Annotated in this window: 18 protein-coding genes; 9 read left to right on the top strand and 9 right to left on the bottom strand. The window is 70.7% G+C overall.

Annotation, left to right across the window (positions count from 1 at the left end):
* Positions 1-2,084, bottom strand: a 2,084-nt coding sequence (ftsH, locus tag ATM97_RS25600; protein ID WP_255588392.1) for an ATP-dependent zinc metalloprotease FtsH, incomplete at its 3' end; no start/stop codon positions are given.
* 276 nt (positions 2,085-2,360) lie between these two features.
* Between ftsH and ATM97_RS25595 the strand changes: the two genes are divergently transcribed.
* On the top strand, positions 2,361-3,296 hold the full coding sequence (locus tag ATM97_RS25595; RefSeq protein WP_218720743.1) for a hypothetical protein: 936 nt from the start codon (positions 2,361-2,363) through the stop codon (positions 3,294-3,296).
* Between the two features lie 79 nt (positions 3,297-3,375).
* Here the strand turns inward: ATM97_RS25595 and ATM97_RS25590 are convergent, their stop codons facing one another.
* Positions 3,376-4,224, bottom strand: coding sequence for a DUF1266 domain-containing protein (locus tag ATM97_RS25590; protein ID WP_218720742.1), 849 nt, complete (start codon positions 4,222-4,224; stop codon positions 3,376-3,378).
* A gap of 97 nt (positions 4,225-4,321) precedes the next feature.
* On the opposite strand from ATM97_RS25590, the gene ATM97_RS25585 reads away from it, so the two are divergent.
* Positions 4,322-4,594, top strand: coding sequence for a DUF2277 domain-containing protein (locus tag ATM97_RS25585; protein WP_189029638.1), 273 nt, complete (start codon positions 4,322-4,324; stop codon positions 4,592-4,594).
* Here the strand turns inward: ATM97_RS25585 and ATM97_RS25580 are convergent.
* A complete protein-coding gene (locus ATM97_RS25580; RefSeq protein WP_308248611.1) occupies positions 4,579-5,802 on the bottom strand; it encodes a helix-turn-helix domain-containing protein in 1,224 nt (407 codons plus the stop codon). The two genes, ATM97_RS25585 and ATM97_RS25580, sit on opposite strands and share 16 nt — an antisense overlap.
* 106 nt (positions 5,803-5,908) lie before the next feature.
* Between ATM97_RS25580 and ATM97_RS25575 the strand changes: the two genes are divergently transcribed.
* The 3 genes from ATM97_RS25575 to ATM97_RS25565 all read left to right on the top strand — a co-directional run bounded on the left by ATM97_RS25575 (position 5,909) and on the right by ATM97_RS25565 (position 9,576).
* On the top strand, positions 5,909-7,471 hold the full coding sequence (locus tag ATM97_RS25575) for an aldehyde dehydrogenase family protein (protein WP_218720741.1): 1,563 nt from the start codon (positions 5,909-5,911) through the stop codon (positions 7,469-7,471).
* The gene (locus tag ATM97_RS25570) at positions 7,468-8,286 is read left to right on the top strand and encodes an SDR family oxidoreductase (RefSeq protein WP_218720740.1); all 819 of its coding nucleotides are present in this window, start codon (positions 7,468-7,470) and stop codon (positions 8,284-8,286) included. The genes ATM97_RS25575 and ATM97_RS25570 overlap by 4 nt, the downstream gene beginning before the upstream one ends.
* Positions 8,287-8,679: 393 nt before the next feature.
* Positions 8,680-9,576 (top strand): LysR family transcriptional regulator, encoded by an 897-nt coding sequence (locus ATM97_RS25565; RefSeq protein WP_218720739.1) that lies wholly within the window; start codon positions 8,680-8,682, stop codon positions 9,574-9,576.
* Here the strand turns inward: ATM97_RS25565 and ATM97_RS25560 are convergent.
* Complete coding sequence (locus ATM97_RS25560) at positions 9,573-10,922, bottom strand: amidase (RefSeq protein WP_218720738.1); 1,350 nt, start codon at positions 10,920-10,922, stop codon at positions 9,573-9,575. The genes ATM97_RS25565 and ATM97_RS25560 overlap by 4 nt on opposite strands.
* A 224-nt stretch (positions 10,923-11,146) precedes the next feature.
* Here ATM97_RS25560 and ATM97_RS25555 point away from each other — a divergent pair, with 224 nt between their 5' ends.
* Genes ATM97_RS25555 through ATM97_RS25545 form a run of 3 tightly spaced genes read left to right on the top strand, consistent with a single transcriptional unit; the run spans position 11,147 to position 17,441 of the window.
* A complete protein-coding gene (locus ATM97_RS25555; RefSeq protein WP_218720737.1) occupies positions 11,147-13,552 on the top strand; it encodes a serine/threonine-protein kinase in 2,406 nt (801 codons plus the stop codon).
* A 45-nt stretch (positions 13,553-13,597) separates the two neighbouring features.
* A complete protein-coding gene (locus ATM97_RS25550) occupies positions 13,598-15,508 on the top strand; it encodes a serine/threonine-protein kinase (RefSeq protein WP_308248610.1) in 1,911 nt (636 codons plus the stop codon).
* A 31-nt stretch (positions 15,509-15,539) separates the two neighbouring features.
* A complete protein-coding gene (locus ATM97_RS25545) occupies positions 15,540-17,441 on the top strand; it encodes a serine/threonine-protein kinase (RefSeq protein WP_218720735.1) in 1,902 nt (633 codons plus the stop codon).
* Here the strand turns inward: ATM97_RS25545 and ATM97_RS25540 are convergent.
* Positions 17,429-18,259, bottom strand: coding sequence for an SDR family NAD(P)-dependent oxidoreductase (locus ATM97_RS25540; RefSeq protein WP_218720734.1), 831 nt, complete (start codon positions 18,257-18,259; stop codon positions 17,429-17,431). The two genes, ATM97_RS25545 and ATM97_RS25540, sit on opposite strands and share 13 nt — an antisense overlap.
* 121 nt (positions 18,260-18,380) lie before the next feature.
* Between ATM97_RS25540 and ATM97_RS25535 the strand changes: the two genes are divergently transcribed.
* Positions 18,381-18,980: a TetR/AcrR family transcriptional regulator gene (locus tag ATM97_RS25535; RefSeq protein WP_218720733.1), complete on the top strand. Its 600-nt coding sequence runs from the start codon at positions 18,381-18,383 to the stop codon at positions 18,978-18,980.
* On the opposite strand, the gene hpt is transcribed toward ATM97_RS25535, so the two are convergent.
* The 4 genes from hpt to dacB all read right to left on the bottom strand — a co-directional run bounded on the left by hpt (position 18,977) and on the right by dacB (position 23,399).
* On the bottom strand, positions 18,977-19,528 hold the full coding sequence (gene hpt / locus ATM97_RS25530) for a hypoxanthine phosphoribosyltransferase (protein ID WP_218720732.1): 552 nt from the start codon (positions 19,526-19,528) through the stop codon (positions 18,977-18,979). The genes ATM97_RS25535 and hpt overlap by 4 nt on opposite strands.
* A 48-nt stretch (positions 19,529-19,576) precedes the next feature.
* Positions 19,577-20,596, bottom strand: coding sequence for a tRNA lysidine(34) synthetase TilS (tilS, locus tag ATM97_RS25525; protein ID WP_218720731.1), 1,020 nt, complete (start codon positions 20,594-20,596; stop codon positions 19,577-19,579).
* Positions 20,597-20,864: 268 nt separating this feature from the next.
* A complete protein-coding gene (locus tag ATM97_RS25520) occupies positions 20,865-21,929 on the bottom strand; it encodes a zinc-dependent metalloprotease (RefSeq protein WP_218720730.1) in 1,065 nt (354 codons plus the stop codon).
* Between the two features lie 12 nt (positions 21,930-21,941).
* Positions 21,942-23,399 carry a D-alanyl-D-alanine carboxypeptidase/D-alanyl-D-alanine-endopeptidase gene (dacB, locus tag ATM97_RS25515; RefSeq protein ID WP_218720729.1) on the bottom strand — a complete coding sequence of 486 codons (1,458 nt, stop codon included), beginning with the start codon at positions 23,397-23,399 and terminating at the stop codon, positions 21,942-21,944.
* Positions 23,400-23,554: the final 155 nt, after the last annotated feature.

Below are 23,554 nucleotides of genomic sequence, written 5' to 3'. Positions count from 1 at the left end.
GGGATCGCCTGGGTCGGCGCGGACGGCAGCGGGTAGCCGCTGGCGGGCGGGGCGGGTTGGCCGTACTGCGGCGGCTGCGCCGGATAACCGTTGGCGGGTTCCAGCGGAGCACCGGCGGGCACCGGCGCGGGCTGCACCGGCGGCCACGGCTCGCCGCGCTCGGCGGCCAGCTCGCCCGGGGTCTTCACCGGAGGCTTGTCGGACGGAAGACGGTCACCGAAATCGTTGAACGCGGTGATCCGCGGCCGCTTCTCGACCCCGGCCAGCACCTCTTCGAGATCCTTGCGGTGCAGGGTCTCGCGCTCGAGCAGCGCGGTCGCCAAGGCGTCGAGCTGCTCGCGGTACTCGCTCAGGATGGACCAGGCCTCGGTGTGCGCGGCCTCGATCAGGTTGCGCACCTCCTCGTCGATCTCGCGGGCCACCTCGTGCGAGTAGTCCGACGCGACGCCCATCGAGCGGCCCAGGAACGGGTCGCCCTGCTCCTGGCCGTAGCGGACCGCGCCGAGACGCGCGCTCATGCCGTACTCGGTGACCATGCCGCGCGCGATCTTGGTCGCCTGGTCGATGTCGGAGGACGCGCCGGTCGTCGGCTCGTGGAACACCAGTTCCTCGGCCGCGCGGCCACCCATCGCGAACACCAGCCGGGCGATCATCTCCGAGCGGGTCATCAGGCCCTTGTCGTCCTCGGGCACCGTCATGGCGTGGCCGCCGGTGCGGCCGCGCGCCAGAATGGTGACCTTGTAGACCGGCTCGATGTCGGGCATCGCCCAGGCCGCCAGGGTGTGGCCGCCCTCGTGGTAGGCGGTGATCTTCTTCTCGTGCTCGCTGATGATCCGGCTCTTGCGGCGCGGACCACCGATGACCCGGTCGACCGACTCCTCCAGCGATTCACCGGTGATGACCGAGCCGTGCTCACGCGCGGTGAGCAGCGCGGCCTCGTTGATGACGTTGGCCAGATCGGCGCCGGACATGCCGACGGTGCGCTTGGCCAGACCCTCGAGGTCGGCGTCGGGCGAGATCGGCTTGCCCTGCGAGTGCACCCGCAGGATCGCGCGACGACCGGCCAGGTCGGGGTTGCCGACCGGGATCTGCCGGTCGAAGCGGCCGGGCCGCAGCAGCGCGGGATCGAGGATGTCGGGGCGGTTGGTCGCCGCGATCAGGATGATGCCGGTGCGGTCACCGAAGCCGTCCATCTCGACGAGCAGCTGGTTGAGGGTCTGCTCACGTTCGTCGTGGCCACCGCCGAGGCCGGCGCCGCGCTGGCGGCCGACCGCGTCGATCTCGTCGACGAAGATGATGCAGGGGCTGTTCTGCTTGGCCTGCTCGAACAGGTCGCGCACGCGCGAGGCACCGACACCGACGAACATCTCGACGAAGTCCGAGCCGGAGATGGTGAAGAACGGGACGCCCGCCTCTCCGGCGACGGCGCGCGCGAGCAGCGTCTTACCGGTTCCGGGGGGACCGTAGAGCAGCACGCCCTTCGGGATCTTCGCGCCCAGGGCCTGGTAGCGGGCCGGATTCTGCAGGAAATCCTTGATCTCGTACAGCTCTTCGACGGCCTCGTCGGCGCCGGCGACATCGGCGAACGTGGTCTTGGGCATGTCCTTGGACAGCTGTTTGGCCTTGGACTTGCCGAAGCCCATCATGCCGCCGCGACCACCGCCCTGCATGCGCGACATCACGAAGATGAAGAGGCCGACCAGCAGCACCATCGGCACGATGAACAGCAGCAGCTGGGACAGCCAGCTCTCCTGCTTGACCACCGTGTCGTACTTCGCGCCGGACTTCTGCACCGCGTCGAAGATCTGCGCCGACGTCTCACCGCCGCCCGGGTACTTGGCGACGATCTTGGTGTTGTTGTTCGTCGCCTCGTTGCCATTGTTCAGTTCGATGCGGAGCTGCTGCTCCTTGTCATCGATCTGGACGTTCTTGACGTTGGCTTTGTCGTTCAGCTGGCTGAGCGCCACGGAAGTGTCGACGCTCTCCCAGCCGCGCGTGTCATCGCTGAGGAAGCTGAACAGCCAGATCATCAGCATGATGCCCGAGATGATCGCCAAAGTGCGAAACACTGTCTTGCGGTTCATAGAGCGTCGGCCGGACGGCCCAGTCCTTTCCGGTTATTTCTCCGGGTGTGCCTAGCGAAGCGTCGAGATCGGCGGGTTTCGGATGCGGACATGCCACGTTACCGCGTACGGTCTAGTTCGATACATCGCGCAGTTCGGCTGCTGGTGCAGTTGCACTGGTCAACGTTCAGAGCTGGGGAACGGTTCCCGAAAGCTCCGAACGCGTTGTTGCAAGTGGCCACAATCATGTCATGCCCGCCTTATCGTGGGCGACGACACAACTACAGCGCAGGGGGTATGGACATCGTCGAGCTACGAACACCCACAGCGATTCTGCGCCACGGCAGTGGACGTCTCACCGTTCTGCGGCCGGGTACCGATGGCGAACGGGTTCTCGATGTTCCCATCGCCGACCTGCTCAAGGTGCGGCTGAACCGGCGCGCCGACGACGCGGTGGTGATCGAGATCTACCTGCGCTACCCCACCCCGGTGCTCACCGGCGTGCCCGCCGACCGCACGCCGCTACCGGTCCTCATCGCCGAACACGACGTGCCCGCCGCGCTCGGCATCGTCGACCGGATCAACGACCAGATCATGGCCACCCAGCGCATCGACGTCGCCGCGCCGGACCTCACCCCGCCCGCCCCGGAATGGGGCAAGTCGGGGCCGGTCAGGGCCGATGTCGAGCGCGCGGTGCGCCGGATGGCGCCGCGCAAGGAGGCCCGCTCGGCGATCAACGCGCTGCACCGCTACGTCACCCCCGACGAGTACGTGCTCGAGACCGCGATCGCCGTCGCCGCGCCGCCCGCGGGCAACGGCACCGGTCTGCTCGCGGCGACCACCACCCGGCTGCTGTTCATCTCCATCGGCAGCGGCGAACGCTACGCCCACGAGTTGGCCGTGGCCGCGATCCTCGGTGCCCGCACCGTCGACGGCGCGCGCTCGGCGCCCGGCGAGATCGACACCAGGCACGGCGGCTCGGGCATGGACGTCAGCGACGGCAACCGGACGCTGCATTTCGCCGGCGCCGACCGGGCCGACACCGAACGGGTGACCTGCGCGGTCAACTTCGCCGTGCGCAGGCAGGCCGCCGACGGCGCGGCCGGGCCCGCCGACCCGGGCGTCTCCCAGCTCTACGCGGAGTGGGAACTCCTGGTCGAGCGGCATTCGCTCGGCATGGTCGACGACACCCAGTTCCAGCGCTACGGGCGCGGGATCCTGCGCAGTCTGTAACCGGGGACCGCCCTGCCCCGCCCGACCGCGAGGCGGGGCGGGACCTCAGGGGCGCGAACGCGCCGACGTTGCGAGAACCTCAGCCCTCGTCGGTGTCGGTTTTCTGTTCGGGCTCGTTCAACTCGATCCGGCGCCACGGGCTGGTCGGGCGGGTCCACAGCCGTAGCAATTCCATCCGGCGGTCGACGCCGCCGTTCTTGAGCTCGGCGAGGTCCTCGGTGGCCTGCCAGTAAGTCCAGCCGGCCAGGTAGGCGTCGCCGAACTGGCGCCAGTTGCGGTAGCGGCGCTGGGCGGGCGCGAGGGCGCGCATGCAGTACTCCCACGCGACATCGGCATCGATGTAGCCGGCGGTGAACGCCATCCGGGCGACCGCGACGACGCGGGCCAGGTCCCAGGCGGAGATGTCGTTGGGCAGCGGGCGGGCCAGGTGGTCGGTGAAACCGATCTTGATGGCCTGGGCCCAGATGTCGTAGTCGCGGACCAGCGCCTCGGGGTTGTCCATGCCGCGGAACGAGCCGACCTGGCGTAGGAAGGCGCGATGGCGATCGGCCCGCTCACCGAAGCGGTCGCGTTCGCTGGCGTTGATCGAGGCCATCACCAGCGGATGCACCAGCGCGTAGAGCGGAGCGTGCATGCCATCGAGGAGCTGTTCCATCGACGCGCGCGCCTCGGTGCCGTCGGTGATGCCCCACGCGCCGGTGAGGGTGTCGATGGCGAGTTCGCGGCGATCGCCGAGCGGGTGCTCGCGCTCGGGGCCGAGCAGCATCGCGTCGTGGAAGGCGTCCCAGCGGGTGGAGTAGAAGGCGCCCAGCGCCAGCGCGCGAAGTTCATCGTCGCTCACACCGGCTCCGGACCAGTGGTCTTCCTCGCGGCCGTCCAGTTCCGGGTAGGGAAAGGTGGTCAGCGCTGGTACTCCCCTGGCAGGCATGGGGCCGAGTCTAGTGCGGCAGGTGCCGTCCTGGGCCTAGGAGCGAATCTCCTTTCTTGGCCTGCCGTGACCTGCCACACAGGTCTATGGTTCTGACATGTGTAGAAATATCACCGTCTTGCGTGGTCTGGAGCCTGCCGCCACCGAGCAGGAGATCTACGCTGCCGCCTTGCAATACGTGCGCAAAGTCGGCGGCATCTCCGGGCTGAGCAGCACCACCAAACCCGCGGTCGACAAGGCCGTCGCGGCCATCGCCGCGGCCACCACGACGCTGCTGGCCGAGCTACCCGATCGCCGGGTCCCGCCGCCCACCGAACCGCCGCTGCGCCGGATCGCGGCCAGGGACGGCGCGGTTCAGGAGACCCCGTAGGCGGCGACGCAGTCCAGCGCCACCTCCAGCGCGAGCGCGCGCTCGGACACCGGGTGTCCGAGAATCTCCTCCACCCGGGCGATCCGGTAGCGCACCGTGTTCTTGTGCACGCCCAACGCGCGCGCGGCTTCCTCCGGGCTGCGCTGTGCGCGCAGATAGGCGTGCAGAGTCGCGCGTAGCCGCGTCGCGACCGGGTCGGCGCCGGTGAGCCCGCGCAGTTCGCGCGCGATCAGCCCGCGCATCGCGGCCGTGTCGATCCCGGCCAGATAGGCGATCTCGACCTCGCGGTAACTGGTGACCGCGCCCGTGCCGTGCTCGGCGACCCGCCGTGCCGCGACGGCCTCCCGATGACTGGCCGCGAAACCGTCGACGTGCGCGCCCGGCATCCCGAACGCCACCCGTACCGGCGCGGGCACCTCGCAGCGCGCGATCCGGTCGGCGATCTCGGCGTCGTCCTCGACCGCCGCCCAGGCCCACAGCCCGCTGGCGCTGGCCGCGACGGTGAGCAGGCCGGTGGCGCCCAGCGTGGCGGCGATCCTGCTCGCGGTGCGGTCGAGCAGGCCGCCGGGTTCCTCGCCGCCCGCGTCGCCGATCCAGAGCAGAAACGCCAGATGACGTTGCGAGAGCCGGTACCCGAGGCCGATCGAGGCCTGGTCGACGTCGACCGCGGTGCCCGCCAGCAGCGCGCGCACCAGTTCGGTGCGGGTATTGAGGGCATCGCGCAGTACCCGTTCACGCTCGGCCATGAAGGTGCCGGTGAGCTGCTCGATCGACAGCCCCATCCAGGTGGTCGACCGCTCGAACAGGCGCAGCAGGACCGTGCGTTCCAGATCCGGCGGCACCTGTCCCTCGTCGACGGTCTCGGTCATCACCGCGAGGGTCTCGGCCAGGCCGGCCTGATACGCGCGCAGCAGCACCCGGATGTCGAGACCGCGGCGGGCGATCGTCCTGGCCAGGACGTGCGCTTCCTCGGGCAGGATGAGGTCGTCGCTGTCGGTGGCGAGGCCGCTGAGCACGACCCGGGCGTGCGCGCGGGTGCTGGCGGCCAGGTCGCGGCGCAGATCGGGGTCGTCGAGTTCGGGTGAGGCGGCCAGCACGGCCGCGTCGAGCCGGGCGACGATCCGATCCATGGTCTGCGTGCGCAGCAGATCGAACACGAACTCGGCGAACCAGCCGCGCACCTGTTCGCTGATTTGTTCTCCAGACACCAAAAGACCCGATTTCGTTGACGTGAACGGCCAAGAATCCGCGCTCTCATTGTGCCAGGCTGATAGATGGTGAACTGATTCACACAACGCAGTGGGGAGCACGACAGTGACCGAACTCGACCAGACCGCCGCGGCCGACGCCCAGGTGATCGCGGTGCGCAATCCGGCAACCGGCGAGCAGACCGGCTCGGTGCCGATCGTGGCGCCGGACGAAGTGGCGGCCGCGGTCCGGGAACTACGCCTCTACCAGCCCGAATGGGAGGCCATCGGGCCCGAGGGCCGCAAGAAGTGGCTGCTGAAGATGCAGGACTGGCTCATCGACAACACCGAGCACCTGGCCGCGGTCCTGCAATCCGAGACCGCCAAGCCGCGCGTCGACGCGCTCATCGACCCGGCCTTCGCCGTCGACCTCCTCGGCTACTACGCGCGCCGGGCGGGCAAGTTCCTCGCCGACGAGCATCCCTCCCCGCACAGCCCGCTGGCCCGGGTGAAGTCGCTGACCGTCGCCTACCGGCCGTACCCGGTCGTCGGGGTGATCACGCCGTGGAACTTCCCGCTCGCGATGCCCGCGATCGACGTGTTCCCGGCGCTGGCCGCCGGTGCCGCGGTGATCCTCAAGCCGTCGGAGGTGACGCCGCTGTCGGCGGTCGAGCTGGCCCGCGGCTGGGCCGAGATCGGCGCGCCGCCGGTGTTCAAGGTGGTCACCGGCGCGGGCGCGACCGGCGCGGCTGTCGTCGAGAACGCCGACTACATCCAGTTCACCGGCTCCACGGCGACCGGCCGCAAGATCGCGGCCGCCTGCGCGGAGCGGATGGTGCCCTACAGCCTCGAGCTCGGCGGCAAGGACCCGGCCATCGTGCTGGCCGACGCCGACATCGACCGCGCCGCGCACGGCATCGCCTTCGGCGGCATGTTCAACGCCGGACAGGTCTGCATCTCGGTGGAGCGGGTCTACGTCGAGGCGCCGGTCTACGACGAGTTCGTCACCAAGCTGACCGCCGCCGTCGCCGCCCTGCGCCAGGGCGAGGACGGGCGGGAATCGAACAACGACGTGGGCGCGCTGGCCAACGAGAACCAGGTGCGGATCGTGCAGCGCCACGTCGACGAGGCGATCGCGGCGGGCGCGCGGGCGACCACCGGCGGCAAGCGCACCGGGGTCGGCACCTTCTTCGAGCCGACCGTGCTCGTCGACGTCGACCATTCGATGTCGTGCGTGGCCGAGGAGACCTTCGGCCCGACGCTGCCGGTGATGAAGGTGGCCGACGAGGCCGAGGCGATCCGGCTGGCCAACGATTCCAGCTACGGCCTGTCGGCGTCGGTGTGGACCGGTGACAAGGCGCGCGGCGAACGCGTGGCCCGGCAGCTGAACGCGGGCGCGGTCAATATCAACGACGTGTTCTCGAACCTGTTCAACCCGGCGATGCCGATGGGCGGCTGGGGTCTGTCCGGTGTCGGCGCGCGCTGGGGCGGGGCGGCGGGAGTGCGCAAGTACTGCCGCGCGCAGGCGATGACCAAGCCGAAGCTGCCGACCATGAGCAAAGAGCTGTTCTGGTACCCGTACGACATGAACAAGCTCGTCGTCATGGTGAGTGCGATGCGGGTCGCCGGTGCGCGCGGCCTGCGCCGGATCGACCTGCCCGCGGTGTGGCGACTCAAGAGCGGCAAATGAGCACGGCGGTCCGCGATCTCGTCGTCGTGATCACCGGCGGCGCCCGCGGCATCGGACTCGCCACGGCCACACGGCTGCGCGAGCACGGCGCGCGGGTGGCGATCGGTGACATCGACGAGGCGGCGGTGAAGGCGGCGGGCGATTTCGCGCTGTCGGGCGCCCTCGACGTGACCGATCCGGTCTCGTTCGAGGCCTTCCTCGACGAGGTGGAGCGCACCGTCGGCCCGATCGACGTGCTGATCAACAACGCGGGCATCATGCCGACGGGCCTGCTCGTCGACGAGCCCGACCGGGTGACCCGCCGGATTCTCGAGATCAACGTCTACGGCGTGATCCTCGGTTCCAAGCTGGGCCTGGCGCGGATGCTGCCGCGTGGGCGCGGGCACGTCATCAACATCGCCTCGCTGGCCGGCGAGACCCACATCCCCGGGCTGGCGACCTACAACGCCAGCAAGCACGCGGTGCTCGGCTTCACCGACACCCTGCGCGAGGAGTATCGCGGGTCGGGTCTGCGCTTCTCGGCGGTGCTGCCGACGCTGACGAAGACCGAGCTGGGCGCCGGGGTGCAGACCAACTGGTTGTTGCAGCCGGCCGAACCGGACCAGATCGCCGCGGCGATCGAGGGTTTGATCGGGTCGCCGCGGTCCAAGGTGCGGGTGTCGGCGTTCGCGGGGTATCTGTCCCGGTTCGTGAACCTGCTGCCCGAGGCGGTCGGCGACGCGCTCGGCCGGGCGCTGGGGTCGAGCACGGTCTTCCTCGGCGATGTCGACACGGCGGCGCGGCGGGCCTACGAGGAGCGTGCTCGCGAGAGCTGAGTGGCCGCCATCCGGCCGCCCGCGCACGGCTCGCGGCGGCCGGATTCCACACACCGAAACCTGTTTGTGACGAAACTCACTGCGCGCCAGGCTTTCCTGCGCGGACAGTGGTCAGCGGTCTGTTTTCCCGCTCGCCGCGACCGCTCCGGCGCACGCCACAGCGCGCCGGTTCGTGTGAATCCCGACGCATTTTCGCTGGTCAACCGCCCAGCAAACCCGCGCCGGCCGAGCACGGCCGGTCGATCGCACACAAATGACGTCTCAATGATGCAGCGCACCATGTCAGGCCATATGCTGTGCGATACCAACCTGGTGACTGTTTTGATCCACCTACGCGAACTTCCTTGCCCGTTTTGGCTGGAATTTCCCGACCGATTCTGATAGCAAGGTGCTATGGACCCGCATTTGCGCGATCTGCGGTATTTCGTCGCCGTCGCTGAGGAACTGCATTTCACCAACGCCGCTCAGCGGCTGCACATCGCTCAGCCGACGCTCTCACGCCAGATCCGCCAGCTCGAACGCCAGCTCGACGTGGTCCTGTTCGACCGCAACCAGCGCAGTGTCGCCCTGACCGTCGCCGGTAAGGAACTCCTCGAAGGCGCACGCAAGATCCTGGAGCTGTGGGAGGTGACCAACGTCTCCCTGCAGGAAGCCGGTGAAGTACTGCGCGTTGGCATCCAGTCCGCCCTCGGCCGCGGCCTGCTCAACGACCTGGAGAGCGCCAGCGGCCACCGCCTGGCCCTGCACGCCGCCTCCTGGAACGACCCGTCCAGTGGCCTGGCGGGCCGCCAGGCCGACCTGGCCCTGGTGTGGCTGCCGCTGCCCGACCCCAACCGCTACCGCTGGCAGGTGCTGCGCACCGAGCCGCGCTGGGTGCTGCTGCCCGAGAACCACCCGCTCGCCGAGCAGGAGACGATCGAGTTCGCCGATCTGCTCGACGAGCCGTTCGTCGCCCTGCCGACCGAGGCGGGCGCGGTCCGTGACTTCTGGCTCGGCAACGACGCCCGCGGCGGCCGCGCCGCCAAGATCGGCGCCGAGGCTGCCACCCCCGAGGACAAGCTCGAGGCCGTGAGCCTGGGCCTGGGCGTGTGCCTGCTCGCGGAGAACAACGTGCCGATGTACCGCTGGCCCGGTCTGACCGCGCGTCCGGTCGCCGGACTCACCCCGTGCGAGCTGGCGGTGGCGTGGCGCGCCGACGACACCAGGCCCACCATCCTGGAATTCGCCGGTCGCGCCGTCGACGGCGGGTTCTCCGAACCGCAGCCGCAGCCGCAGCCGATCGCGGTCTAGTTCGACAGTTCCAGTTGGGCGGCGAGGCCGAGCAAGGTGGCCTCGCTGCCCGGCGGACCGGCCAGCTGCGCCGCGAGCGGGGTGTGCGCCTCGGGATGGGTGCCCATCGGCACCGACGCGGCGGGCCAGCCGACCAGATTCCAGATGCCGGTGAACGGCGCGTAGCGCACCGAGCCGAGGACATTCGCGGTCCAGCCGCGCCCACTCCACTGTTTGGCCTTGGGCGGCGGCGCCGCGAGCGTGGGGGTGATCACCACGTCGAAGTTCTCGAAGAAGTCGACCAGCCTCGCCTCGGTCCGGTCGACCTGGTCCGGGCGCACCAACCGCAGCCGCCGGATCAGCCTGCCCACCGCGAGATGCCGCTTCGTACGGCGTTGCAGCAGGTCGGGGTGCGGAAGCCGGGCGGCATCGCCCAGGCCGACGCTGGGCCAGCGCAGCAGCATCATCAGCGCCGCGTCGCCGTAGGGCAGCTCGACCGGTTCCACCAGGTGACCGGCCGCCGCCGCGCGCGCACCCGCCGTGCGCGCTGCCGCCGTCCAGTGTCGATCCACCCGGACCAGTCGCGACGGCGGAGCCACGGCAAGTCCGATGCGTAGTCGCTGGGGCGCGCGTAGCTCGGCCAGATCCGATCGGCCCGCCAGCACCGACAGCGCCAGCGCCGCGTCCGACACGGTCGTCGCGAGCACCCCGTTCTCGGCCATGCCGCCCCAGGAGTCGACGCCGATCTCGGCGGGCACCACCTGTCGACCCGGCTTGATCCCGAAGACACCGCACGCCGCGGCGGGCACCCGGATCGAACCGAGGCCGTCGTTACCGTGCGCGATCGGCACGAGTCCGGCGGCGACCGCGGCGGCCGCCCCGCCCGAGGACCCACCGGCGGACCGGCCGACATCGCGCGGATTGCGGGTGACGGTCCCGTCCTCGTCGGTCGTCGCCCACAGCCCGAGTTCGGGCATCGCGGTCACCCCGACGACGATCGCGCCCGCGGCGCGCAGCCGGGCCACCACCGGATGATCGGCCGACGCCGGTTCCGCCGCGGTCGCGGCGGAACCGGTCCTGGTCGGCACCCCGGTGACCTCGATGTTCTGCTTCACCGCGACCGGCACGCCGGCCAACGGCAGCTCGTCCAGTTCGTCGCGGTCGGTCAGCTCACGCGCCTCCGCGAGTGCCTGTTCGGCGCGCACGACGGTGAACGCGTTGATCTTGCGATTCTCCGAAGAAATACGGGTCAGTGCCTCGGTCACCACGTCGGTGGGCGTGATCGTGCCCGCGCGTACCCGGGCAGCCAGCGCCGCAGCCGGGCCGCCGATGGGGTATTCGTCGGCGGGGGGGCGGGAAGAGTTCATCGCCACCTCAGCGTCCGTCACGCCGTCGTCGTCGACGGACTCCCATGCTACCGCTGTGAGGTCATCGTGCATGTGCGGATTCGCCCCCGTCGCATGGTCGTCGAAATTCGGGTGATCTGCTCTCGAGGCGCAAAGTATCATTCGGGTACGGCTCGGGGGCCGATGGTGTCGGGTGTGGCGGAAGGAATTTCGCTCCGATCCGCGCGAACCTTAGGTCGGTTTGGATGAGCGATAACACCGGAAGCGGTGACGGGCCCGACACGAGCGCCGGTCCGGCAACGAACGTGCGCGCGGACATGGTCGAGGCGTTCGCCGCGGCATGGGGATCGACCGGCCGGCCGCCCGACATCTCCGAGTTCCTGCCCGACGCGATGACCCTGCGCAGGCAGGCACTGCACGCGCTGATCCGCGTCGATCTGCGGCACCGGTGGCTGCAGCACGCCGGCGAGACCGTCGCTCGCAAGCGCCTGGCCGACTACTGCGCGGAGTTCCCCGAACTCGCGCGCACGACCCTGCCCGCCGGGCTGGTCTTCGAGGAATTCGTCATCCGCAGGCACAGCGGCGAACGCGTCGACCCCCGCGACTGCCTGCGCGAATATCCGGATCAGGCGCCGAGTCTGCGTGGTCTGCTCAACACCGATGAGCTCGAGCAGAGCACCCACCGCACCGACGATCCCGACCCGACGGTGAACCAACCGCCCGCGTCGCGTCGTACTACCCAGGTGACCACGCCCGAGCTCGATCTCACCGCGACAGCGACCGCTGCGGCCACCGCCGCGGCGACCGCCGACGCGTCGGGACCCGGCCGGTTCGAGCCGCTGGACCGGATCGAGATCGGCCAGCGGATCGGTGATTTCGAGCTGCTGACCGGGCTCGGTGCCGGCGCGTTCGCGCGGGTCTTCCTGGCCAGGCAGACCTCGATGCAGCGGCTGGTCGCGGTGAAGATCTCCGCCGACCGCGGCACCGAACCGCAGACCCTGGCCCAGCTCGACCACGACTACATCGTGCGCGTGTTCGACCAGCAGCTGCTCGACACCGACTCGGCGCCGTCCGCGGCCCGCCGCCTGCGGCTGCTCTACATGCAGTTCCTGCCCGGCGGCACGCTGCTCGGCCTGCTGCGCTGGGTCCGCGCGACCCCACCCGAGGAGCGCAGCGGCAAGCTGCTGCTCGACGCGGTGGACACGGCGATGGAGGAGAAGGGCGAGATCCGCCCCACCGACTCGAGCGTGCGCACCGAACTGGCCGACCTGACCTGGCCCGAGACCGTGGCCTGGCTGGGCAGGCGGCTGGCCGAAGCCCTCGACTACGCGGCCGCGCACGGCGTGCTGCACCGCGATGTCAAGCCCGCCAACGTCCTGCTCACCGCCGAGGGCGTGCCCAAGCTCGCCGACTTCAACATCAGCTTCAGCCGCACCGTCGCGGGCACCAGCCCGGTGTCGTATTTCGGCGGCTCGCTGTCGTACATGTCGCCCGAACAGCTCGAGGCCTGCCATCCCGGGCTCGGCCGCAGCGCCGCCGACCTCGACACCCGCGCCGACATCTACTCCCTCGGCGTCGTGCTCTGGGAACTGCTGACCGGCGCGAAGCCCTTCGACGACAGCACCGCCGAGGCCGCGGGCGGCGGCGACGAGACCACCCTCGAGGCCATGCTGGAACGCCGCACCGGCGGCGTCGACGCGGCCGCGCTGGACCGGGTGCCCGCGAACTGCCCGGCCGCCCTGCGCCGGGTCCTGCTGACCTGCCTGGAACCCGACCGCTCCCGCCGCTGGCCCGATGGCGCGGTGCTGGCCAAGCAGTTCGACCTGTGCCTGGACGAGCGTGCCCGCGACCTGGTCGACCCGCCGCCGAAGAGCTGGCGGATGATGCTGCGCCGGTTGCCGCTGCTGGTGATGGTGATCGCCATCGGCATCCCGAACGCGCTGGCGTCCTGGTACAACATCGTGCACAACCAGACGCTGGTGGTGAGCAGGCTCAGTGAGACCGCGCAGCAATCGTTCGTGGTGATCACCGCCGGGGTGAACCTCGTGTTCTTCCCCGCGGGCACCGTCCTGCTCATCTACCTGGCCCGATTCGTCCTGTCGGTGCCGCGGGGCATGCGCCACGGCAAGCGCTACGACCCGGCGACGCTACGCCGCACCAGACACGACACCCTGCGCCTGGGCGACCGCGCGGTGGTCGTCGCGTTCTCGCTGTGGGCCCTGTCCGGCATCACCTTCCCGATCGCCCTGCGCCTGGCCTCGGGCGATGTGCCCGCGCACGCGGTCATCCACTTCCTGGCCTCGCTGCTGGTCTGCGGTGCGATCGCGGTCGCCTACCCGTTCTTCCTGGTGACCTTCTACCTGGTCCGCTGCATCTACCCGATCTTCCTGCGGCACGGCGAGATCAGCACCGACGACGCCATCTGGCTGCGCGCGCTCAGCCGTCGGTGCACCTGGTACCTGGCGGTCGCCGCGTCGGTCCCCCTGCTGGCGGTGGCGGGCGTGACCTTCCTGCCGCCCACCGACATCACCCAGGTGATCGTGGCGGTCCGGGTGCTGTGCGTCGGCGGCATCGTCGCCTTCGTCGGCTCCTACCTGCTGTTCCGTCAGCTCGAGGCCGACCTGGCCGCGCTGGAGCGGGTCGTGAGCTGACCGCCGGGATGAACCCTGCGGATGCCCGCGGCCGTACCACCCGTAGTGAGCTCCACACGCACGACCGAGGCGACCCGGCCCGCGCTCGAGACCGCGTACCCGGCCGACCGACGTGGGCTCGACCGGATCGAGGTCGGCGCGCGGATCGGTGACTTCGAGCTGCTCACCGAGCTCGGCACGGGCGCGTTCGCTCGCGTCTTCCTGGCCCGGCAGCGATCGATGCAGCGGCTGGTCGCGGTGAAGATCTCCGCCGACGCGGGCACCGAGCCACAGACGCTGGCCCAGCTCGACCACGACTACATCGTGCGCGTGTTCGACCAGCAGATTCTCGACGATCCCACCGACGGCTCGCCCCGGCTGCGCATGCTCTACATGCAGTTCCTGCCCGGCGGCACCCTGCTCGACGTGCTGCGCTGGGTCCGTGCGACGCCACCCGCCCAGCGCACGAGCGCCCTGCTGCTCGACGCGGTCGACGCCGCCATGAAGGAGAAGGGCGAGATCCGCCCGACCGACTCGGCCGTGCGCACCGAGATCGCCGGCCTGAGCTGGCCGGAAACGGTCGCCTGGCTGGGCAGCCGGTTGGCGTCGGCCTTGCGGCACGCCTCGGCCAACGGCGTCCTGCACCGCGACGTGAAACCGGCGAATGTGCTGCTCACCGCCGAGGGCGTGCCCAAACTCGCCGACTTCAACATCAGCTTCAGCCGCTCGACCGACACCAGTCCGGTCTCGTATTTCGGCGGCTCACTGGCCTACATGTCGCCGGAACAGCTCGAGGCGTGTCATCCCGGCTACGACCGCACCGCCGCCGACCTCGACACCCGCGCCGACATCTACTCCCTCGGCGTGCTGCTGTGGGAACTGCTCACCGGCGCCAAACCCTTCGACGACACCACCGTCCCCGACGACGACCTACGCCCGGAGATCGCCTTGGACGCCGCCCTGGAGCGCCGGGCCGGAGGCGCCACCGCGGCGGCCGTCGACCAGGTCCCCGCCGACTGCCCCGCCGCCCTGCGCCGCATCCTGCTGACCTGCCTGTCCCCCGACCGCGCCGAGCGGTGGGCCGACGGTGCGATCCTGGCCGCCCAATTCGACCTGTGCCTGGATCAGCACGCGCGCGGCCTCGTCGACCCGCCACCGAACAGCTGGCGAATCCGACTGCGGCCGTTCCTGTTTCCCCTCCTGGCGCTGTCGATCGCGATCCCGAACGTGCTGGCCGCCTACTACCAGCGACAGCTGAACACGACCCTGATCCACAGCAGGCTCGACCCCGCCACCCGCGCCACTCAGCGCGACGTCGCCGACCTCACCAACCTGATCTTCTTCTCGGCGGGCGGCGCCACGCTGATCTATCTGGGGCGCCGACTGCTGACCATCCCGCACCGGCTGCGCACCGGACGGCACTGTCCGCCCCGGGCTCTCGAACTGGCCAGACAGGACTGTCTGCGACTCGGCCATCTGGCCATCGCGGTGGTGTTCGTGCTGTGGGTCGCGGCGGGGGTGATCTACGCGATCACCATCGGCGTCGCGGACGGCGACCTGCCGGTCCGCACCGCGGTGCACCTGCTGCTGGTGTCCGCGATCTGCGCCGCCGTGGCGATGACGTACCCGTTCTTCCTGATCACGCTGTACCTGCTGCGCTGCGTCTATCCGATGTTCCTGCACCACGGCCAGGACTTCCGCGACGACGGCGGCTCGCTGACGGCACTGGCCGCCCGGTGCCGTCGGTACCTGGTGGTCGCGGCGTCGATTCCGCTGCTGGTCGTCGCCAGCGCGACATTCCTGCCGGTCCCGGATCTGCTGACCACGCTCACCCCGCTGCGCACGATCTGCGTGGGCGGGATGATCGGTTTCGTCGGCTCCTATGTGCTGTTCCGGATCATCGAATCCGATATCCGCGCGCTGCTGCGGGTGACCGGGTCCGGCTACCCCCGCGCGGGTCCGCCGAGATCGCGATGAACCACCCGACGGTCGCGTCCGTACCCCCGGCGTGAGCTCCACACGCACCGTCGAGGCGACCCGACCCGCGCTCGACCGCACCGGCGCGGCGCATCCGACCGATCGGCGCGGACTCGACCGGATCGCGGTCGGCACCAGGATCGGCGATTTCGACCTGCTCACCGAGCTCGGGTCCGGCGCGTTCGCCCGCGTCTTCCTGGCCCGGCAGCGATCGATGCAGCGGCTGGTCGCGGTGAAGATCTCCGCCGACACCGGCAGCGAGCCACAGACGCTGGCCCAGCTCGACCACGACTACATCGTGCGCGTGTTCGACCAGCAGGTGCTCGACGCGCCCGCTGACGGCTCACCGCGATTGCGGCTGCTGTACATGCAGTTCCTGCCCGGCGGCACCCTGCTCGGGGTGCTGCGCTGGGTCCGCGCGACCCCGCCCGCCGAGCGCACGAGCGCCCTGCTGCTCGACGCCGTCGACACGGCGATGGAGGAGAAGGGCGAGATCCGCCCCACCGACTCGCCTGTGCGCACCGAGATCGCCGGGCTGAGCTGGCCGGAAACGGTCGCCTGGCTGGGCAGCAGGCTAGCCGCCGCCCTGCGACACGCGACGGGCAACGGCGTCCTGCACCGCGACGTGAAACCGGCCAACGTCCTGCTCACCGCCGAGGGCATCCCCAAACTCGCCGACTTCAACATCAGCTTCAGTCGCTCGACCGACACCGACCCGGTGTCCTACTTCGGCGGCTCACTGGCCTACATGTCCCCCGAACAGCTCGAAGCCTGCCACCCCGGCTACGACCGCACCGCCGCCGACCTCGACACCCGCGCCGACATCTACTCCCTCGGCGTGCTGCTGTGGGAACTGCTCACCGGCGCCAAACCCTTCGACGACACCACCGTCCCGCTCGACGAGCTGCGCCCGGAGATCGCCCTGGACGCCGCCCTGGAACGTCGCGACGACGGCATCACCGCCGCCGCGCTCGCGCAGGTGCCCGCCGACTGCCCCGCCGCGCTGCGCCGGGTCCTGCTGACCTGCCTGGCCGCCGACCGCGCGGATCGCTGGCCCGACGGCGGTGTCCTCGCCGCGCAGTTCGACCTCTGTCTGGACCCGCGCGCCCGCGACCTCGTCGACCCGCCGCCGACCTGCCTGCGCGCCCGGCTGCGCCCGTACCTGTTTCCCATCCTGGCGCTGTCGATCGCGCTCCCCAACCTGCTGGCCGCGCTCTACAACGCCCGGCTGAACACCGCGCTGATCGTCGACCGGCTCGACCCCGGCACCAGGTCGACCCTGCTGACGGTCGCGGGCGTGACGAACGTGCTCTTCTTCTCGATGGGCGCCGTGACGCTGATCTACCTGGCCCGGCGGCTGTTGATCGTGCCCCGGCGATTACGGGCGGGCCTGCGGTGCTCGCCGGGCGCGCTCGACCGCGCCCGGCGCGACTGCCTGCGATTCGGCAATCAGGCCGTCGCGGTGGCGGTCGTTCTGTGGCTGTCGGCGGCCGTCGTCTTCGCCGTCACGATCGCGCTGACGGGCAACGGCCTGACCGTGCGCACGGCGGTGCACTTCCTCATCGCGGCGGCGATCAGCGCGGCCATCGCGATGACCTACCCGTTCTTCCTGATCACGCTCTATCTCACGCGCTGCGTCTACCCGCTGTTCGTGCACCACGGACAGGACTTCCGCGCCGACGGCGCGGCGCTGACGGGGCTGGTCGGGCACTGTCACCGCTATCTCATGACGGCCGCGTCGATTCCCCTGCTCGCGATCGCGAGCGCGACCTTCCTGCCGATACCGGATCTGTTGTCGACCACCACCCTGCTCCGCGCCATCTGTGTGGGCGGGGCGTTGGGCTTCGCCGGTTGCTACGCGCTGTTCCGCGCCATCGAGGGCGATATCCGCGCGCTGCTGCGGGTGGTCGGCACCCGGCCTCAGCCCGCCTGACGGCTCAACTCCTCCCACTTCGCGAGTTCGGCCGTGCGGGCCGCGCCGAGGTCGGCGACCATGTCGAAGGCCGCGTCGCCCAGGACGATCCGCTTCGGCGGCGCGTCCATGTCCACCAGGCGGATGACGACGGCCGCGGCCGCGCCCGGGTCGGCGTCCTTCGACTCGCTCCACATCTCCTCGAGCCAGGCGCGGACCGGGGCGTAGGCCGGGTGCTGGTCGGTCATGGTGAGCCCGGTGGTGAACAGACCGGTCTCGTAGCCGCCGGGCTGAACGATGGTGACGGCGATGCCGAACCGTTCCACCTCCATGGCCAGCGCCTCGCTCATCGCGTCGAGGGCCGCCTTGCCCGCGCTGTAGACGCCGGTCGCCGCGAAGCCGCCCGCCGACCCCATCGAGGACACCTGGAGGATGTGGCCGGACCCCTGCTCGCGCAGCAGCGGCACCACGGCCTGGCTCACCCACAGCGCGCCGAAGAAGTTGACGTCCAGATGGTCGCGGGCCTGCTGCTCGGTGAGTTCCTCGAGCATGCCGAGCACCACGCCGCCCGCGTTGTTGACGACCACGTCGAGCCGGCCGAACGCGTCGAACGCCCGCCGCACGCCGGCGAAGACGGCCGCGCGATCGGCGACGTCGAGCGCGAAGGCGACCAGTCGCCCGTCGGCGGCGGCGACCAGATCGTCGAGCGGCGTGACGTCTCGGGCGACGCCGACGACCCGGTCACCGGCGGCGAGGGCCGCCTCGGCGAAGGCCCGGCCGAGTCCCCGCGAGGCGCCGGTGATGAACCAGGTGCGGGCTTCGTTGTCTGCGCGGGTCATGCGAGTCCTCCTCCATGTGCGACGAGACGGTTCGTCTCACTTGCTGATGACGAGGATGGAGCATGATCGAGCGATTGTCAAGACGGAACGTCTCGTTTCATTTCGCGCTAGACTCGCGCCCATGGCACGAACCCCGGACAGCGCCCGCCGCAGCGAACGGTCCCGGTCGGCGATCCTGACCGCGACCCGCGAACTCGTCGGCGAGACCGCCTACGCGAAGCTGACCATCGAGGCCATCGCCGCGCGCGCCGGGGTCGGCAAGCAGACGATCTACCGGTGGTGGCCGTCCAAGGGCGCGGTGGTCTTCGACGCCCTGCTCGCGCAGAGCGAGAACCCCGACGGCGGCGGCGTCGAGCTGCCGGATACCGGTGACATCGCGGCCGACCTGAAGACCGTGCTGCGCGCGACGGTCGCCGAATTCGCCGATCCCGCGTTCGACGCGCCGATCCGCGCCGTGCTCACCGAGGTCATCAACGATCCCACGCTGGCCGCGCTCTATCGCGAGAAACTGGAACAGCCGGTGCACGCGGCCAAGGTCCGACGGCTGGCCGCGGCACAGCGCGCCGGACAGTTGCGGGCCGACGCCGACCTGGATCTGGTCGTCGACCTGCTCTACGGACCGATCACCCAGCGCTGGCTACCGCGCTCCGGCCAGCTGGACGCGTCCTTCGCCGATGCCCTGGTCGAGACGGTCCTGCGCGCCTTCGCGCCGGTGGACTAGGAGTAGACCTTCGGGTCCAGCGTGCCGATGAAGGGCAGGTCGCGATAGCGCTCGGCGTAGTCGAGGCCGTAACCGACGACGAACTCGTTCGGGATGTCGAAGCCCACGTGGGCGACGTCGACCGGGGTGCGCAGCGCGTCGGGCTTGCGCAGCAGGGTCACCACTTCCAGCGAGGCCGGGTTGCGGGTGGACAGGTTGCGCTTGAGCCAGGACAGGGTCAGGCCGGAGTCGATGATGTCCTCGACGATCAGCACGTTGCGGCCCGCGATGTCCTTGTCCAGGTCCTTCATGATGCGCACGACGCCCGAGGACGAGGTGGACGAGCCGTAGGACGAGACGGCCATGAACTCGAGCTGGGTGGGGATCGGCAGTGCCCTGGCGAAGTCGGTCATGAAGAAGATCGCGCCCTTGAGCACGCAGACCAGCAGGAGGTCGCCCTCGGGGGAATCCGGCGGGTATCGCTTCGCGACGATCTCGGCCAGTTCTTCGATCTTGGCTTTGATCTCGTCTTCGGTGATCAGCACCGATGCGATGTCGTCTCCGTACACGGAAGTGGGTTTCCCTTCAGTGGTGTCGATCCCGACCGGGCCGATCCATTATGTGGCATCGTTTCGCGGCTGCGCGCGTACCGTCAGCGTGCCATGCGCGCGCGCCACGACCAACCTGTGGTCCCTGCTGCCGCCGGCCACCGCCACCCCGCCCTGGCCGCGCCAGTTGCTCACGAGTTCGTCGATCGCTTGTAAATGAGCGTTCAGCACGCCGCCGATGCCCTGTTCGGCGAGCCAGGCCCGGATCGCGCGGCGCCGCAGCGCCGGGGCGGCAGTGGCCAGGATCTCGATCGACAGTGCCGGTCGATCAGTGTCGCCGGGGCCACCCTCGGGCACGATCGCCGCGCGCAGCAGGTCGGCGGTGAGCACACCGAGCACCTCGCCGTCGGCCCGCAGCTGGTCGGCCGTGCGCGCCAAGGCCTGCGCCACCCCGCCGCCGAGTACCTCCTCGAGCAGCGGAAGGATTTCGGTGCGCACCCGCACCCGGGTGTAGGCCGGATCGAGGTTGTGCGGGTCTTCCCACGGCTCGATGCCGAGATCGGCGCACATCTGCCGCGTCCGCGCCCGCCGCACCGCCAGCAACGGCCGCCCCCACGGTGCGTTCCAGGCCGCCATGCCCTGGAGCGAACGCCCGCCCGACCCGCGAGCCAACCCGAGCAGGACGGTCTCGGCCTGATCGTCGAGGGTGTGTCCGAGCAGCACCGGCCGCTCCCCGCGCACCGACTCCAGGGCCGCGTACCTGGCCGCCCGCGCCGCCGCCTCGACCCCACCGTCGCGCCCGACCTCGACCGCGAGCACCTCGGCGTCCACACACCCCAATGCCCGCGCCTGCTCGGCCGCCCGTGCGGCCACCTCCCCCGACCCGTCCTGCAACCGATGATCCACCACGACCGCCGTCACGTCTCCCGCCTCGACGACAGCGGCCGCGACCAACGCCAGCGAATCGGCGCCGCCGGAGAGCCCGACCACCACCGGCCTCGGCCCACCCCGCGCCGCGACCCAGTCCCGCACGCCCCGCCGCACGGCCAGCACCGCGGCAGTCTCCGGAAGCCGCCGCCGGCCCGTCATCGAGCACCGCGAGAGCGGCCGACCCCAGGCCGCCCCACCACCACGGCACCACGATGAGTCCGCTCCCCACCCGCGAACAGCCGCCGATTCGGCAACGGCCTGACAGCCCCGGGCATGATCCCCATGCACGCAGGCTACCCAGCCACCCGGCGCAACAGACCATCGCGAGCACCTGGGTGACGCGCCGGGGACGGGCGAACCCGCTCACGGCGGCACCATCGGCCGCCGACGAAACCCCGGTGGCGGACCGGAAATCCTGGAGCGGTGGTTACAGCACGCGAGCGATCCAGCGGCCCGGATCGTCCACCTCGTCCAGACGGGGCAGTGTCTCCGCGTTCGTCCACACCGTGTTGAACTCCGTGACGCCCACCCGCTCGACCACCGCGTCGACGAACTTCTTCCCGCGCACGTACTGGGCGACCTTCGCGTCCACCCCGAGCAGCGCGCGCAGCAGTCGCTGCACCGGGTTGGTCGGCTTCTTCCGGCGCTGGTCGAAGGCGCGGCGGATATCGGCGACGGTCGGGACGACGGCGGGTCCGACAGCGTCCATGACGTGATCGGCGTGGCCTTCGAGCAGCGTGCCGAGCATGAGCAGCCGGTCCAGCGCCTCGCGCTGCGGCGGGGCCTGCGCGGCGCGCAGCAGGCCGACGACGCCACGGCTGTTGGGGTCGTCGGCGGTGTCGCCGTTGCGCCGCTGGCGCACCTCGGCGAGCAGCCTGCTCAGCATCTCGCTCATCGGCTCCTCACCGACCTCGCTGAGGATGTCGACATTGGCGCGCATGTAGTCGGCCAGCCACGGCGCCGAGGAGAACTGCACCCGGTGGGTCACCTCGTGCAGGCAGACCCAGAGCCGGAAGTCGGCCGGGTCGACGCCGAGCGCCCGCTCCACGCCGAGGATATTGGGCGCGACCAGCAGCAGCGTGCCGTCCTCCCCGGTGAACGGGTCGTACTGGCCGAGGATCGCCGTCGACAGGAACGCCAGCATGGTCCCGGCCTGCAACCCCGCCGGCTTGCCGACGAGCTTGCCGGTGGTCGAGACGGCCTCGGTGCCGGTGAGCACGGCCATCGAATCGGCGGCGGCGGCGATCCAGCCGGGCCGATCGACGATCCTGGCCTCCGGCACCGGCCGGTCGTCGAGCAGTCCGCTGACCTCACGCACCGGCCCTTCGGCCCGCACCGACGCGGTGGCCAGCTCGGCGACGACCTGTTCGGCGGTCTGCCGGGAGGTGCGCGGTCCGGCGGGCGCGAGCACGGCGCCGGTGCGGGCGGCGAGCCGCCAGTCCACCGCACCGCTGAATCCGGAGGTCGTGCGCCCGGTCTTGTCCTCGGTCATCGCCACCCGCTCTCAGGAGCATCCGCAGTTGCGCAGGGCACCGGCCACCGCGTCGAGGGCGGGCCTGCTGACCTCCGGCAACCGATCATTGGACATCAGCGCGAAGGTCAGTACCCGGCCGTCGCGGTCGAGCACATATCCGACCAACGCGCTGGCGACACTCAGAGTTCCGGTCTTGGCCCGCACCCAGCCCGCGCCCTGGCGGTTCTGGGTGACGAAGCGCGGCGCCAGCGTCCCGGTACCGCCCGCGACCGGCAGGTCGTCCAGCAGCGGCGCGAGAGCCGCTGCGCGCGGGTCGTTCTCGGGCTTGGCCTGCGTTCCGGCCGGTGCCACGGCGGCGTCGCCGGTGGGCTCGGCGGCGGTGGCGATGATGGCGTCGAGCAGCCGCGGCGGCACCCGGTCGTCGACGGACAGCCCGCTGTTGTCGGCCAGATGCAGTCCGGCGATGTCGAATCCGGCGTTGGTCAGCGCCGCGGTGGTGGCGGCGACGGCCCCGGCGAAGGACGCCTCGTGCCCGGTCGCGACCGCCAGTTCCCGCCCGATCGTCTCGGCGAGCACATTGTCGGAGTGGATCATCATGTCGTGCAACCGGACTCGCAGCGGCGCCGATTCCACCTTGGCGATCTCGGCGCCGTTCTGCGCGGCCGGACCGACCCGCACCGCGGCGGGGTCGACGCCGAGTTCGGCGGCCAGCGCGCGTCCGGCGTCGAGCGCGGGAGTAGAGGTGCGCGGCGAGTAGTCGGCCGACGGATCGAACCGCCCGCCGTCGAGCATGATCGGCTCGATCGGGGTGATCGAGCCCTCGGGGATATCGACCGGGTCCCAGCCCGAGGCCATCGTCGGCCCGCGATAGGCGGAGGTGTCGACGACGATCGCGCTGACCTGCCTGCCGGTCGCCTTGATCCGCGCGGCCAGCTCGGCGATCCGGGCGCCGTCGGTGTAGTAGCCGCCGTCGGCCCTGGTCGTCAGGGTCGGATCGCCGCCGCCGACGAGCACCAGCTCCCCCGGCGCACCGGCGAGGACCCTGGTCGCCACCCGCTGATCGTCGGGCAGCGTGAGCAGCGCGGCCGCGACCAGCATGACCTTCGCCGTCGAGGACGGGATCATCGCCTTGGCCGGATCCTGGCTCCACAGCACCGCGCCGCTGGTCGGGTCGGTCACCTGACCGGCGAAGCTGCCCAGGTCGGGGCTGCCGACGACCGGCGCGAGCGCGGCGGCGATCCCGGCGGACGTCGGCGCGGGCGCGTCCGACTTGGCCGGGGTGACCTCGGCGACGGGCTGATCGGTGGACGGCGGCGGGGCCACGGTGAGCCCGCCGTGGCGGAACTCGGGAGTCCACGGGCGCGCGATGGCGACGAACCCGCCCGCGATCACCAGCAGGGCGACCACCACCGCCGATACCCAGATCCACGTGGACTTGCGTCGGCGCTGCGCCGTCGCTCCCGGATTGTTCTCGCTCGGACCGATCACGACCGTCGTCTCTCCCTCAACGCCGCCCGACACGCCTCGACTGCGCGCTGAGCCGCCTGCCGCACCGGTGTACCAGCACACCACACTATCCTCGTTGCGCAACGGTTCCCCAGAACGATCTGGCGATTCGGCAGAGAAGCACTCGAACGAGCAAG

Origin of the sequence: Nocardia sp. MH4, assembly GCF_019266065.1 — a bacterium.
GTDB lineage: Bacteria > Actinomycetota > Actinomycetes > Mycobacteriales > Mycobacteriaceae > Nocardia > Nocardia canadensis.
The sequence above is the reverse complement of the archived record's forward strand: the minus strand, read 5'-3'. Positions and strand labels throughout refer to the sequence as shown.